Here is a 12,881-nt window from a genome sequence, read left to right as displayed (position 1 = left end):
TTTTGGCATTCTCCTTCAAACAAAGTGATAAATGGCATTGTTGGTATTGCACGCCCCATTGATTTTTCCATTGGTGATCGATCAAGCCGCGCCAACCTTCTCAATGAACAAAACATCACAACCATTATTCGGGAAAACGGCTATCGCCTCTGGGGTAATCGCACCCTTTCAAGTGATACAAAATTTGCTTTCTTATCGGTAGTACGCACCGCAGATATGATCAATGATGCCATTTTGCGCGGGCATCTATGGGCTGTCGACCGCAATATCAAAAAAACCTACATGAATGATGTCAGTGAAAGCGTCAATGCCTATTTGCGTGATTTGAAAGCACAAGGCGCCATTCTTGGTGGGCGCTGTACACCTGATCTAGAGCTTAACACAGCAAGCGCCATTGAAGGCGGCAGAGTCTATTTCAATGTCGAATTCACACCAACAACACCCGCAGAACACATCACATTCCGTTCACGCATTGTGAATGATTATTTAGAGGAGATTTTTTAATGGCTATCCCCGTTTTACCAAGAGTTTTGAAATATTTTAACATTTTTGTCGACGGCATTCCCTATCAGGCAAAATGTGAAAGTGTCACCCTACCGAATTTGAGTTTGGTTGTTGAAAGTTATCGCGGCGGTGGCATGGATAGCTCCATTGAAGTTGACCTTGGTCTTGAAACCCTCACGCTTAGCATGACCATTTCTGATTGCTCTCCAGAGTTGATGGCACTGTTAGGGCGCACCGATGTCAACATTTCATTACGAAGTTCAATGCAAGCGCAAGGCACACCAGCAGAAGGTGTTGTCATTACCATGAGAGGACTATGCAAAGGCTTTGAAATGGCAGAATGGCAACCGGGCAGCAAAGCAACATCCACAACTACCTTCACATTGCAGTATTTCAAATATGTCCAGAAGGACGTTGAAATCGTTGAGATAGATGTCCTCAACTTGGTGAGAAAATTCAATGGCGTCAATCAACTCGCAGACCATAGAGACAACATAGGATTATAAAAATGACAGTCCAAACAAGCATTACACATAAATTATTGATACCTGTTACTTTTGAAGGAAAAGAGCACACCGAAATTACTTTACAGCGCCCCAAAACAAAAGATGTGCAAGCAATCGACAAAAAAGAAGGCATAGAGCAAACAATCGCTATGATCGCACGTCTTTCTGGATGGGCACATGAAGCGGTTGGAGAACTCGATATTAATGACTTGTCGAGCATTGGAGAGATTTTGGAGTCTTTTATCAAGCGGCGGGATACCTCGACTGGGAAACCGCCGCTAAACTCATAGCCGATATTACCATTGTGTTCCATTGGTCCCTTTCAAAGATGATGGAAATGGAACCGCAAGAACTCATATTCTGGCGAAATCAAGCAGCAGAAAGGTATAAGATAAAATGAGTGAAAAAGTTGCTGATGCAAAGGTAAAATTGTCTCTTGAAGACAAACTCACCGCACCTCTCAAACATCTTCAAAAAAAATTCGATACATTGTCAAAAACACTCTCACATAGTTTGGGTATTGTGCGCTTTTCTGCTGCTGTCAAAAACATGACAAAAAGCCTTCATGGCGTTCAAAGTGCTCTTAGCACAGCGGCAAGTCGTGCTTCAGTCTTTACCGGTGTCTTAGGGCTTGCTGGTGGTGGTCTTGTGGCAAGTGTAGCCGCCCTCACCATGAAAACCATGCATCTGGGAGATAGTCTTTATCACGCATCACACCATTTAAATATGAGTGTTGCATCACTTCAATTATGGGGTGATGCAGCCGATAATTCAGGCACTTCTGCCGAACTTTTTCAACAATCCTTAGCGGTTTTAAATAGGCGTTCAGCACAAGCATATGCCGGACAAAAAAGAGGCATGATGGGCTTTGAAGCACTTGGCATTTCTGTCAAAAACACTTCTGGAAAACTCAAATCCACTTCTGTCTTGTTAGAAGAAATTACCGACAAGATGAGTAAGATGAAAAGCCAAGCACAAAGACAGCATATTGCCGCTCTGCTGTTTGGGGGCGATGGTAAAGAAATGGCGACCATGCTTGCACAAGGCATGGCACCCATTAAAGAGCTGTTTGCAAAGGCGCGAAAAGGAAAATGGCTGATAGGTGCCGATGTTGCACGCTATGCAGCAGATTTAAGTGACAAGCTTGGTGCTTTTAAGAAAAAAATAGGCGGTATCGCGAGCTTTATTGGCGCGCGTTTCATGCCCGTGATTAATGATATGATTGACGGTTTTTCAAAGTTGATTGATGAAAACCGCGACCTCATTCAAACAACTGTTGCGAGCTGGGCAAAAACCTTAAAAAAAGTCCTTAATGATTTGCTTAATCCTACCTCTGATTTAAGAAAAGGCATCAGTGATCTCACAGAGAGGATTAAAGGCTGGTTCCAATGGCTAGAACCTCTGATTGGTGAAATAACCCTTTTCAAGGTGGGGCTTGTAGCTCTTGGTTCATTCATTTTTGGTCCACTCATTGCCGCATTAGCCGCAGCGGGAGCAGCGTTTGTCACACTTGGCTATACTATAATGACGACGCCTATCGGTTGGTTAATGGGTGGCATTGCAGCGCTCTTTGTCCTCTATCAATATTGGGACAAACTCAATGGTTGGGTAGCAGCATCTTTAGCCGCGGTTGGAGCAGTTCTTATAGCTTCAGTTATTCCAGCAATAACCGCTGTTGGTTCTGCTTTTATATCGCTTGGTGTTGCTATCATGACAACCCCCATAGGCTGGATAATGGCTGGTATTGCAGCCCTTATTGGAATTGGATATCTGCTTTATAAAAATTGGGATACGGTCATGAATTTCTTACGAAATTTGTTGAGTTCTTTGGCTAATTTATGCAGTAACATTTTCAGTAACCTCTTTAGTCTCTTTAAAAAGTTTTCACCCCTCTCTTGGATTGCAAAAGGCATAAATGCATTGATTAAATGGTTGCTTGGGGTCGATTTAATGGAAGCAGGTTCCAATCTTATTAATGGGCTTTGGGAGGGCATCAAAAGCAAATGGGGTGATCTATATAACGGATTTGGCAATATGATGAATAAATTAACCAGTTGGATACCTGGCTTTGGAGGAAAAAAATCAAAGTTTAATGTCTCAATAGACAAAACTTCAACGCAGACCATTAAAACCTTTACTGATGAAACCAATACACGGGCAAAAAAAATGCTGGATACAGCAGTGGTGACAAATACCCCCCCTGAAAAACGCAAGAGTGGCTTTAATACAGAGGTCGTTGAAACAGGACAAATGCAGGCAACAAATAAAGTAGGTGCTTTTAAAGCTCCAAAGCCAATTACGGTTCATAAGCCCATTGAAGTAGACGCCCGTGTAACCATTACAAATCTCAATATTTCAGTACCAAATGGTCTCAAGGACGAAATCAGAGACGCTGTCAATCAAGCACTTGAACGCTATGCAAAACAGCAACGTTTAGCCATAGCCTCTAGCCTTTCGGATTAAATACCATGATGTTAGCTTTGGGTGGTTTTATTTTTTCGATTGAAACAGCTGCTTATCAAACACTTGATATGTCTTATGGCATTCCATGGGTAGAGCAAGGACGATTGGGGCGCAAAGCAGCTCTTCAATTGCCTGCCGTTGCAAATGCGGAATTTTCTTTAACTGGTGTGATTTATCCAGATTTCAAAGGTGGTCACAGACAGCTCGAATATTTACGGCAAATGGCACATGAAGGACCTCACATTCTTGTGACTGGTCAAGGCAAAATCTTAGGAAAGTTTGTCATTCTTTCTGTAGAGGAAAAGCAAAGCATTTTTCACCAAAACGGGTCCCCCAAAAAACAAGAATTTACAATAAAGTTGAGAGAATATGGTGAAGAGTTATGAGTGATCTTTACGTAACAAAAGAAGGCGATATGGTTGATGCCATTTGCTGGAGATACTATGCAAAGGGTCAACAAGCCCTTGCTGTTGAACGCGTTTATGCAGCAAACTTTGGTCTTGCAGACTATGGACCCATCTTAAAAGCAGGCATCACCATAGTTTTGCCACCCCTCCCCTATCCGAAAGCCACACCAGTGATCAGAATTTGGGGTAGCAAATCATGAAACCTTTTTGCACAGTGATGGCAAATGGAGAGGACATCACAAGAATGCTGATGGACTATGTTTTGTCGATTGAAATTACCGATGAAGCAGAAGACAAAAGTGACCGCATCACCATAGAGCTTGATGACCGCGCACGTGACAGTGATAACGGCTTTCTTGATATTCCTCTCATCGGAACAATCATTTCTGTCACACTTGGCTATGAAGGGGGCAAAAATCGCGATATGGGAGCCTATCTGATTGATGAAATCTCTGTAAGCAGCCCACCACAAAGCTTAAGCGTGACAGGGCGCGCCGCATCAATGAACACGTCTTACAGAACCCCCAAAAGCCAATCCTATCACCAGCAAACCCTTGGCAGTATTGTTCAAGAGATAGCAGAGCGCAATGGCTATACACCAAAAGTTGACCCTGCTCTTGCTAAAATTGTTGTGCGTCACATTGACCAAACAGCTGAAAGCGATATGGCTTTTGCCACACGCCTTGCAGAAGACTATGATGCGGTAGCAAAACCCGTTGATGGCAAGCTTGTTTTGGCTAGACGGGGGGAAGGCAAAGCTATCACTGGTGAAACACTCCCCGTTGTTATTATCCATGAAAAACTCTGTACCTCTTGGGATTTTAAATACAGCGCACGAGATGAAGCAGGTGCAGCCAATGGCTTAGAAACAGATGTGGGGGACGACCAAAAAGCCGCGGCTGATGCACGAGAACCAGAGGAAATTGAGGAAGGCGAAGATGTGATCCATATGGATGAAAGTGACGCCCCCAATTTGCCTAAAGAAGAGACGGAAGCCAAAACATCTGAAAATCAAGAGCAAGAAGAAGAGAAAAAAGGCGGTGTTATCGCAAGCTATCATGATATCCGCACTGGTGAAAAAAAGGAAGTCAAGGTTGGTAAAGAGCCTTTTCATGAACTCAAATACACCTACCACAATCAATCAGAAGCTGTTGCGGCCATTGCTGCTTATCGCAACAAATCATCTCGTGGCAAATCTTCTTTCTCATGTGATATTGGTGGTGATCCGTTTGTGCAAGCAGAAGCAAAGCTTGTTCAAGAGCCCCCTTTCCGCCCCTATATTCCAGCAGAATGGCGCATCAAGAGCGTTAAGCACAAACTTGATAAAACGGGTGGTTACACCACAAAAATAGAGTGCGAACTTTTTGATAAAGCGCAAGAAGATGCGGCTGAAAACGTTGCAAACACAACACCAGACAAGGATGATACCATTGATCCAAACGCCCCACCAAACGCATGTGACGAAGGCGAAGGCGTCATCCATATGGATGAAGAGGATACATGATAGGTTATAAACTAGATGTAGAGCCCCTCATTAAAAATGATTGCTTAAATACCTCCCTTCCCCATCTTTAAAGGTGGGGAGTGGAACTAAAGTTACACGTGTGGAACTGGTCGTTCAAGAGGCTGTACAGCCAAACGAAACCCCATGGTACGCAGTAAAGCATTCAAGCTGCGGAACTCTGGATTACCTTTCTCTGAAAGTGTACGGTAAAGTTGTGTTGGGTTCAAGTTGGCTGCTTTAGCTACAGCTTGAACACCACCATAAGCTTTGGCCATTTGGCGTAGAGTTACAAGCAGTTCACCCTGATCACCATCTGCTAGGATTGCATCAAGGGTCGCTGCTGCCAACTCAGGGTCATCACGGAATATTTCTGCCATTGCATCATCATGGTTACGGTCTTTCATTTTTGCACTCCTTTAATCTTCACGGTTTTGCCAATCACGCCAGCAAGCACATGCACGAGTGATATCAGTCTCTTGTGTTTTTTTGCTGCCACCGCATAATAGCAACAATACGGTCTTTCCAGATTGGACATAATAAACTCGGTAGCCAGGACCAACATTAATACGCAATTCATGAACACCCTCACGAAGCGGCTTGAAATCGCCAAAGTTTCCCTGCTCTAAACGATTAAGGCGGCGAATAATTGCAGTTTTAGCCTGCATATCACGGAGCTTTCGCAGCCAATCAGCTATCAAGTCTTTGCCATCAGAAGTAAGGTAGTGACGTATTTCAAACATGATGTATATTCGTTTATAAACGAATATTTGTCAAGAAAGAAATTAAAAGTTGAGAAAAAATCTTCTTTTATTCCAATGAAAAAGCGACATGAAGCTTAACCAAGCTATCTTTCCGAATGAGAAAGATGTCAATTTTTTAATCCAGCTCTGCTTTTTGCGGAGCTTGTTTTATGGAGAATCATATGCGAAAAATATCATCAGAAGGACTAGCACTTATTAAACAATGGGAAGGTTTGCGTTTGAACGCCTATAAAGATGCCATTGGGGTGTGGACAATAGGTTATGGACATACAAACAGTGCTGGAAAGCCTTTTATTTACGAAGGCATGACAATCACTGAAAAGCAAGCAGAAGAACTTCTTTGCCAAGATTTAAGACAATTTGAAAATGTCGTTGAACGCGCTGTTACAGTTTCATTAACAGATGAACAATTCGCGGCGTTAGTGTTGTTTTGCTATAATGTAGGAACAGGAGCCTTTTGTAACTCGACACTGTTAAAAAAGCTCAATCAAGGTGAATATGAAGCTGTCCCTGCCGAGCTACAGAAATGGACCAAAGCAGGCGGGAAGCGTCTTGAAGGTCTCGCACACCGGCGTGCGGCAGAAACAGGCTTATGGGCAAAAGGGGCTTATGTTTCCTCCAATTATCAAACAGTAGAAACGCAAGCACCAACAGGGCTTTTCAAAGCCGAAGCCCTTGCACCGATTATTGGTTCTTTTTCTGGGCTTGGAGGCTTATTAGCAGGAAATGGACCAATCCAATGGGCTTTGGCCACCATTATGATTTTAGCCGCATGTGCTGGTATTTTCTTTGTTGCTAAACGCTTTCAGGAGCATCGTCTATGATCTTATGGATGAAAAGAAATCTGATGATAACAGGCGCGGCTTTAGTCGCTTTTTTTATTGCATTAGCAAGAGCTTTTACTCTTGGGAAAAAAGCAGAGCAACAAAAGCAAACAGAAAAAGCTTTAAAAGCAGCCAAAACACGTCTGGAGGTGGAAAGTGAAGTTAATCAAAAAAGTGATGCTGATGTGCGTTCTGATCTTTCTCGTTGGTTGCGGGACAAATAAATATGCTTCTTCTTGTGTTGGCTGGTTGCCAATTTATTTAGATAAGCAAGATCTGAACGCCATCAGTTCAAACTTAGCAAGAGAGATCTTAAAGCACAATAATCTAGGTGAACGCGTGTGTGGGTGGAAACATGGCTAGAAAAAAACACAAGACGATACAGAGCTTACAGAAGGAGAAAAAGAAATCCTTCAAGAAATCATCATGACCTACAAAAGCGTAAAAGTGATGTCTCGTTATACGAAATGGATTGTACTCATTATACTCTTATTAGCGCTTGATTTTTCACGTATTATGGATGCGTTTGTAAGTATTTTTACACAAAAACCAAATATCCAACTCTAAACATACTCTGAGACGCGCGAAATTCTTTAGAAAATGATTTCTTAATTTTGCTCGTCTCATGGAGGCGATAGAGAATGTCTTCGCCCATTTAAAATAGTGGTTCTCAAAGAGTTAAACACACCAAACCTTTCCTTAAAATATGAAATTGACTGACAGCAATCAAACTTTCAAAGCTTGTAGAGAGAACAAATTTTGTTTATGAAAGCAGCTAAGCCACGTTACAAAGTGATGTTATATTCTGTTCTAATGATTGTGGAATTTTGATCTTTGGTGAGAAAATCATCAGTTCTTGAGCTTGTCTCTTATTTTGTAGAGAATACCGTATATTAAATTCTATTTTAGGATATTGATTGTACAAGAATTTAATTTCTTCTACGTTGTCATAAGTAATTAACCAAAGCGCATTCACATGTTTAGAAATGATACTTTCTAAATCGCAATGATCTTTAGCTTTATAAAATGAAGTATACAGCTCTTTTCCTTTTTTAAAATAAGGAGGGTCCATATAAAAAAAGGTGTTTTCATCAGTTCCATAACGCAGCAAAAATTCCTGTGCATTTAAACGAGTTAAATATATCCTATCTTTTTGTACACTTATATTTCTAATCCGGCTAATTAAGTCCCTTTTGTTGAATCTACAGTTTATTTTGTAACTCCCAACTTGTTGTTTTCCTCCAATAGGACCAGCATTTTTAATGATTCCAGATCTGTTTGTGCGATTCAAAAAAAATGCAGCAAACCCAACGCTAAGCACGTCTGCGTTTTCGGGAGAAATTTCTTTTTGTTTATACCACTCTTCTAAGTTAATGGTCGTTGTATTGATTTTTTCTATTAATTCTTCTGTCTTGTGCAAAACACAATACCAAAAACTCCAAATAAACGGATCAATATCATTAATGTAGATATCTTTAACATCGTTATTTAAAAGAAAATTTAGAGCCAATCCGCCCCCACCAGCAAAAGGCTCACGATAAGAACATCCATTTAATCCATTTTTCTCAAAAATTTCTTTGATTCTTCCATAGAGTGCAGCCTTGCCACCAGGATACCTTAATGGAGAATAATTATAAGCCATCTCTGTAAACCTTACAGTATTAAAACAAAGCCATGTTATCATATTTTGTTCATATTGGCCAGCAATGGCTAAAGCATTTGACGAGCATTCTGCAATTTTTTGTCATACACTTCATTGATTAATTGCATTAACACTGGCTTTAATACTTGTATATCACTGAGAACCTCTAGATAACTCAAGGGTGCTGAACGGAAGGCATGTTTAGCTGTATTGGCTTGCATTCTAACCTTCGCTAGAGTGTCTAAAATAGCTTTCTCATTTTCATTTATATACTGTGTATCGTCAAGTTCGGTTTTTAATAATCGACAATACTTTGAAAACTTATCCTTTAAAAAATTATCAAAAGATTTGTTTTCTCGGCCTAAAAATCCTGTCAGCCCTTCGAATAAACAACTAAACGCTATATACACAAGAGGTGTATCAGCGTCAGTACCTAATTTTTTTACTGAAGAATATATACTGATGGGTTTTATAATACCTAATTTCTGCAACTGATCTGCAATTTCTTCATCATAAATGCGGCGAAATAATTTTTGTTTTGGATAATTTCCATCTTTATTCGCATCGCTTGTAGGTAGATTATCTTTTCTTTTAGAATACTCTGTTTCTTTTTTATCCTTGCCTTTTCTAGCAAGCTTTTTAGAAGAACTAAATAAATTAGTTAGATTAGAAGAATCAAATGATTTAGTTAGACCAAATTTGCGAGATAAGATTTCAAAATATTTTTCTATATCTTTTCTATTATTGCAAGAACGAGAATTTATCTTTTTTTCAAGTATATCTTGTACAAATTGTTTCAAAAAATTATCAAGTGCAGAATTTTCTTCATATGAACATGAAAAGATGAGCTTGTCCTCCAACTGATTATAATAAATTCCAGTATACTCAAAAAAAGTTGTTTTAGAAATCAAACGTGTGACAGTCGTTATCTCATAATCTAATGAAGGATCCTCCAACAGATGATTCAATAATAGGTATGCAAATCTATTCGGATTGTCTGGCGAATAACGTGACTTTTGTATAGCATTCCATGGCTTCACACCTTTTCCATTATTTTGACCTAAATGCTTTATCTCCATCCAGTGATTTGCTTCTTTTATGTCAGAAGCAATAGCACATTCTACAGAAGTTATGTGAATTTTACGGTCAGCACTATATTTAGCGATCTTTTTACTTAGATGCTCTGGAGCTAGACTTGGATTATCAAGAAGTTTGAGCGCAGCAAGCCGCCGATTACCTTCTTTAACAACGTACTTCTCTCCATCTTGTATTACCATAAGCTTTTCAAATGGAGACAACCCGTTTTCAGCAATATCTTCGGCCAATTCCAAAATTTTTTCTGTAATACAAAGAAAATTTATAGCATCCTTTTCACTTGTGAATCTGGGAATTCTAGGATTTTCTAGATCAAGTTTAAGTGTTTTTAAAGAAAATTCTTTAGTGTTTATCATTACTCTTAACCAACAATACAAAATATCGAATCATAATATTAACATGGTAAACTGACAAATATTCTATATTAAAGTCTACTTTATATATGAATCACACTTTGGAATCTCTCTTTAATCTTCTCTAGCTAAAAGGCGAGTAATGTTTTAAACATCGTCCAACTTTTTCCTTTTATTTCAAAGTGAAGTAAACGTAAATGCTGCAAAAGAATCCAGTTCAGGCACTTACATCATTTGAGAAAAATTTCTGAGAAAAGACTCTCTATTTTTAATTTTGTCAAGCCTTTCCTGATATAAAAGACGCCCATTGTTCCAAGAGAACATGTCGCTGTTCTAAAAAATCCGTTCGCATGTAGGCTTTCGTCACTGAACTCCCAACTGTATGTGCAAGAACAGTTTCGGCAATCTCAAATGGTGTTGACGTTGTCTCTGCTATCCAATCCCGTAAGCTTGACCGAAAACCATGGGGACGATAGGTTAAGCCACAAACTGTCATATACTTTGCCATGGTGGCATCAGAAATGGAGTTGCCTCTAAGACCAGAAAAGAGAAAACCATTTTTTTCAAAGGGGAGAGATTTTTCAATAACTCTCAAAGCTTCATCACTTAGTGGCACGCGAAAGTCTGAAACTTTCCCTACAATACCTTTCATGTTTTCTTTGGGTATCGTCCATATATCTTTATCAATTTGTTCAAGGCGCAAATAGCGCAATGGATACGACCGTACTCCAGTCAAAATCAAGAGCTTCAGTGCTAAATTTGAAAGGATCTTATCATCCAAGCTTTGATAAAATGCCGGAACCTCTTGCCATGGCATAGCAGGAATATTTGTTGATGTAGCACGTGGTTTTCCTAAAAGAGCGCGTGCCTTCATACAAGCCTGTAAATCAACATCTAAACCAAGAGCCGCAGCATATTTCAAGCAAATATTGATACGGTTAAGTGCTTTTCGCGCTGTGTCTGCTTTTTCATGCCAAAGGGGCGCGAGAACATTGCGAATGATATTGGCTGTTAATTTTTCTATAGGTAAATTACCTATGTGTGGAATCACGTGCAACTCTAGTGGAGAAAACCAGCGACCGTTTTTACCTTCATTTTTCAACTCTGCTTTTTTGCTTTCAAAAGCCGCTTTTGCAATTTCTTGAAAAATATTGCTTTGCTGTTTTAAAATAGTCTGTTCTCGAAAGACAATAGGATCATTGCCTTCTTTAAGAATATCACTATAATATCTTGTAAGCTCACGCGCTTCTTTTAAAGAGAGTTTCGTAACAGGACCAAGTCCCATTTCACGGCGCTTATTGTGGTGCGTATAGCGAAAAAACCAAGAGCGTGTATTGTCTTTTCGAACATTCAACCATAGCCCTGCCCCGTCACAATATTTACCCTGCGGAGACGTCTTTACGAATGATGCTGATAACCGATGAATCGCCCTCACTTAACGTCCCCTCTCGTCCACCTTTTCAAGCATTGCTCGTCCACCTTTTTGGGTTCACCTTTTAGACCACCTTTAATTTCTGATTTGAGATTTTTTCTTTAATACTTCCTTTTTTTATTGAATCATAAAAAGCTATAGACATCAATACGCCCTTACACATCTTTATATACTTTGAATCTTGTTGCTAAGCCCCTGCTTGCCGGCATGCTTCTCNTTTTTTTATTGAATCATAAAAAGCTATAGACATCAATACGCCCTTACACATCTTTATATACTTTGAATCTTGTTGCTAAGCCTGATTCGCTCTCTGGGGGGCACCATGCTCTTTTTTATCCAAAATAATTTATTGATTTTCCATATATTTTTTATAGTGAGGGACGCGTAAATAAAAGTTAGGGAATAGGATTTTTAACATGCCTCTTAATTATTGCGAATCAAGAGTTCTTTTCGGGGTGGTTTTTTAGCAAAACCAGATGTCCAAAGGGTCTCTAATTCTAAAAAGTCAAAATCCTTAAAAATCTCTCGAACCGCATCACAATCATTCAGACTCAAGACAAATTTGCCTTGTATGCTTTTGAGAACTTTTGCCATACTCACAAAATCATCTTCAACAAAATTCCCAGAGCTGTAACACTTCTTCTTTACAAGATAAGGCGGGTCTAGGTAAAATAAACTGTCGGGTGCATCAAATAGCTCGATAACCCGTTCCCACGACAAATTTAAGATTGTCGTATCAAGAAGCTTCTGTCTAACACGTCGCATCCTTGATAGCAGCTTATCGGGATTAAATGCTATAGGCTTTTTCCTTCCAAAGCCAAAAGAGACATACTCTTTTTTCCCATACATCACACAACGTTGGAGAAACAAAAAGCGAGCGGCTCTTTCAACTTTGGAAAGGCTTTCTGGATCAATCGCCGCAAGTTCAAAAAACAACTGTCTTGAACAAACAAACCATTCTAGTCGTTTGGCTAAATCATCAAAGTCATTGTGAACGCATTGAAACAGATTCGTGATCTCTCCATTCAAATCATTAATAACGGAATATTTTGCTGGTTTTTTATTTAGGAAAATAACACCAGAGCCTAAAAACGGTTCAACATAGGTTTCATGGGCAATAGTATTTAAAATCGGTATAATTTTCTTACGCAGATAGTGTTTACCACCCATCCACGCAAACAATGTTTGTGTAAATTCTTGTTTCATCATATTTTTAAAGGAGAGATTTGATATCTAACTTTTTGTTAACCATCTTTTAAGATGTGAGAAGCTATTCTCTATGGCGTCCACAAAACGGGCAAAATCAATAACAAACATAAAGAGAATGAAGGCAATCAATTTCATGATGCGTGACATCATCTTTAAGCCTTGATAGGTCTCTATCATCTCG

Annotated in this window: 17 protein-coding genes; 11 read left to right on the top strand and 6 right to left on the bottom strand. The window is 39.6% G+C overall.

Annotation, left to right across the window (positions count from 1 at the left end):
* The 8 genes from ACFIMM_RS00710 to ACFIMM_RS00675 form a co-directional block, all read left to right on the top strand.
* The coding region (locus ACFIMM_RS00710) for a phage tail sheath family protein (protein WP_375692568.1) at positions 1-504 on the top strand (504 nt) is incomplete at its 5' end.
* The gene (locus ACFIMM_RS00705; protein ID WP_375682437.1) at positions 504-1,010 is read left to right on the top strand and encodes a phage major tail tube protein; all 507 of its coding nucleotides are present in this window, start codon (positions 504-506) and stop codon (positions 1,008-1,010) included. The genes ACFIMM_RS00710 and ACFIMM_RS00705, both read left to right, overlap by 1 nt.
* A gap of 2 nt (positions 1,011-1,012) precedes the next feature.
* A complete protein-coding gene (locus tag ACFIMM_RS00700; RefSeq protein ID WP_375612344.1) occupies positions 1,013-1,300 on the top strand; it encodes a phage tail assembly protein in 288 nt (95 codons plus the stop codon).
* A gap of 38 nt (positions 1,301-1,338) precedes the next feature.
* Positions 1,339-1,410 (top strand): hypothetical protein, encoded by a 72-nt coding sequence (locus ACFIMM_RS00695; RefSeq protein WP_375612372.1) that lies wholly within the window; start codon positions 1,339-1,341, stop codon positions 1,408-1,410.
* On the top strand, positions 1,407-3,473 hold the full coding sequence (locus ACFIMM_RS00690; RefSeq protein ID WP_375682438.1) for a phage tail tape measure protein: 2,067 nt from the start codon (positions 1,407-1,409) through the stop codon (positions 3,471-3,473). The genes ACFIMM_RS00695 and ACFIMM_RS00690 overlap by 4 nt, the downstream gene beginning before the upstream one ends.
* Before the next feature lie 5 nt (positions 3,474-3,478).
* On the top strand, positions 3,479-3,859 hold the full coding sequence (locus ACFIMM_RS00685) for a phage tail protein (protein WP_375646059.1): 381 nt from the start codon (positions 3,479-3,481) through the stop codon (positions 3,857-3,859).
* Positions 3,856-4,080 (top strand): tail protein X, encoded by a 225-nt coding sequence (locus tag ACFIMM_RS00680; RefSeq protein WP_375646057.1) that lies wholly within the window; start codon positions 3,856-3,858, stop codon positions 4,078-4,080. The genes ACFIMM_RS00685 and ACFIMM_RS00680 overlap by 4 nt, the downstream gene beginning before the upstream one ends.
* A complete protein-coding gene (locus ACFIMM_RS00675) occupies positions 4,077-5,384 on the top strand; it encodes a contractile injection system protein, VgrG/Pvc8 family (protein ID WP_375682439.1) in 1,308 nt (435 codons plus the stop codon). Before ACFIMM_RS00680 ends, ACFIMM_RS00675 begins: the two co-directional genes overlap by 4 nt.
* A gap of 92 nt (positions 5,385-5,476) precedes the next feature.
* Here ACFIMM_RS00675 and ACFIMM_RS00670 read toward each other — a convergent pair whose 3' ends face one another.
* Together ACFIMM_RS00670 and ACFIMM_RS00665 are read right to left on the bottom strand one after the other, a co-directional pair.
* The gene (locus tag ACFIMM_RS00670; RefSeq protein ID WP_208439803.1) at positions 5,477-5,788 is read right to left on the bottom strand and encodes a DNA-binding protein; all 312 of its coding nucleotides are present in this window, start codon (positions 5,786-5,788) and stop codon (positions 5,477-5,479) included.
* Between the two features lie 12 nt (positions 5,789-5,800).
* Positions 5,801-6,124 carry a type II toxin-antitoxin system RelE/ParE family toxin gene (locus tag ACFIMM_RS00665; protein ID WP_015857128.1) on the bottom strand — a complete coding sequence of 108 codons (324 nt, stop codon included), beginning with the start codon at positions 6,122-6,124 and terminating at the stop codon, positions 5,801-5,803.
* Between the two features lie 182 nt (positions 6,125-6,306).
* On the opposite strand from ACFIMM_RS00665, the gene ACFIMM_RS00660 reads away from it, so the two are divergent.
* From ACFIMM_RS00660 to ACFIMM_RS00650, 3 genes are all read left to right on the top strand, one after another.
* A complete protein-coding gene (locus ACFIMM_RS00660) occupies positions 6,307-6,969 on the top strand; it encodes a lysozyme (protein ID WP_375682440.1) in 663 nt (220 codons plus the stop codon).
* On the top strand, positions 6,966-7,193 hold the full coding sequence (locus tag ACFIMM_RS00655; protein WP_375650784.1) for a hypothetical protein: 228 nt from the start codon (positions 6,966-6,968) through the stop codon (positions 7,191-7,193). Before ACFIMM_RS00660 ends, ACFIMM_RS00655 begins: the two co-directional genes overlap by 4 nt.
* Before the next feature lie 202 nt (positions 7,194-7,395).
* The gene (locus ACFIMM_RS00650; protein ID WP_375682441.1) at positions 7,396-7,536 is read left to right on the top strand and encodes a hypothetical protein; all 141 of its coding nucleotides are present in this window, start codon (positions 7,396-7,398) and stop codon (positions 7,534-7,536) included.
* A gap of 208 nt (positions 7,537-7,744) precedes the next feature.
* Here ACFIMM_RS00650 and ACFIMM_RS00645 read toward each other — a convergent pair whose 3' ends face one another.
* The 4 genes from ACFIMM_RS00645 to ACFIMM_RS00630 all read right to left on the bottom strand — a co-directional run bounded on the left by ACFIMM_RS00645 (position 7,745) and on the right by ACFIMM_RS00630 (position 12,700).
* A complete protein-coding gene (locus tag ACFIMM_RS00645; RefSeq protein WP_375620555.1) occupies positions 7,745-8,611 on the bottom strand; it encodes a DNA adenine methylase in 867 nt (288 codons plus the stop codon).
* A gap of 68 nt (positions 8,612-8,679) precedes the next feature.
* Positions 8,680-10,062, bottom strand: coding sequence for a ParB/Srx family N-terminal domain-containing protein (locus ACFIMM_RS00640; RefSeq protein ID WP_375627821.1), 1,383 nt, complete (start codon positions 10,060-10,062; stop codon positions 8,680-8,682).
* 274 nt (positions 10,063-10,336) lie between these two features.
* Complete coding sequence (locus ACFIMM_RS00635) at positions 10,337-11,494, bottom strand: tyrosine-type recombinase/integrase (RefSeq protein ID WP_375682442.1); 1,158 nt, start codon at positions 11,492-11,494, stop codon at positions 10,337-10,339.
* 420 nt (positions 11,495-11,914) lie between these two features.
* Positions 11,915-12,700 carry a DNA adenine methylase gene (locus tag ACFIMM_RS00630; RefSeq protein ID WP_375692567.1) on the bottom strand — a complete coding sequence of 262 codons (786 nt, stop codon included), beginning with the start codon at positions 12,698-12,700 and terminating at the stop codon, positions 11,915-11,917.
* Positions 12,701-12,881 lie beyond the last annotated feature (181 nt).

This window comes from Bartonella sp. AP258QHHD, assembly GCF_042196145.1.
In the GTDB taxonomy this organism is placed as follows: domain Bacteria; phylum Pseudomonadota; class Alphaproteobacteria; order Rhizobiales; family Rhizobiaceae; genus Bartonella.
The sequence above is the reverse complement of the archived record's forward strand: the minus strand, read 5'-3'. Positions and strand labels throughout refer to the sequence as shown.

Excerpts from the sequence above, each read along its gene's own strand:
- ACFIMM_RS00705 (WP_375682437.1), top strand. The coding sequence starts at position 504 with ATGGCTATCCCCGTTTTACCAAGAGTTTTGAAATATTTTAACATTTTT.
- ACFIMM_RS00700 (WP_375612344.1), top strand. The coding sequence starts at position 1,013 with ATGACAGTCCAAACAAGCATTACACATAAATTATTGATACCTGTTACT.
- ACFIMM_RS00690 (WP_375682438.1), top strand. The coding sequence starts at position 1,407 with ATGAGTGAAAAAGTTGCTGATGCAAAGGTAAAATTGTCTCTTGAAGAC.
- ACFIMM_RS00685 (WP_375646059.1), top strand. The coding sequence starts at position 3,479 with ATGATGTTAGCTTTGGGTGGTTTTATTTTTTCGATTGAAACAGCTGCT.
- ACFIMM_RS00680 (WP_375646057.1), top strand. The coding sequence starts at position 3,856 with ATGAGTGATCTTTACGTAACAAAAGAAGGCGATATGGTTGATGCCATT.
- ACFIMM_RS00675 (WP_375682439.1), top strand. The coding sequence starts at position 4,077 with ATGAAACCTTTTTGCACAGTGATGGCAAATGGAGAGGACATCACAAGA.
- ACFIMM_RS00670 (WP_208439803.1), bottom strand. The coding sequence starts at position 5,788 with ATGAAAGACCGTAACCATGATGATGCAATGGCAGAAATATTCCGTGAT.
- ACFIMM_RS00665 (WP_015857128.1), bottom strand. The coding sequence starts at position 6,124 with ATGTTTGAAATACGTCACTACCTTACTTCTGATGGCAAAGACTTGATA.
- ACFIMM_RS00660 (WP_375682440.1), top strand. The coding sequence starts at position 6,307 with ATGCGAAAAATATCATCAGAAGGACTAGCACTTATTAAACAATGGGAA.
- ACFIMM_RS00655 (WP_375650784.1), top strand. The coding sequence starts at position 6,966 with ATGATCTTATGGATGAAAAGAAATCTGATGATAACAGGCGCGGCTTTA.
- ACFIMM_RS00650 (WP_375682441.1), top strand. The coding sequence starts at position 7,396 with ATGACCTACAAAAGCGTAAAAGTGATGTCTCGTTATACGAAATGGATT.
- ACFIMM_RS00645 (WP_375620555.1), bottom strand. The coding sequence starts at position 8,611 with ATGGCTTATAATTATTCTCCATTAAGGTATCCTGGTGGCAAGGCTGCA.
- ACFIMM_RS00640 (WP_375627821.1), bottom strand. The coding sequence starts at position 10,062 with ATGATAAACACTAAAGAATTTTCTTTAAAAACACTTAAACTTGATCTA.
- ACFIMM_RS00630 (WP_375692567.1), bottom strand. The coding sequence starts at position 12,700 with ATGATGAAACAAGAATTTACACAAACATTGTTTGCGTGGATGGGTGGT.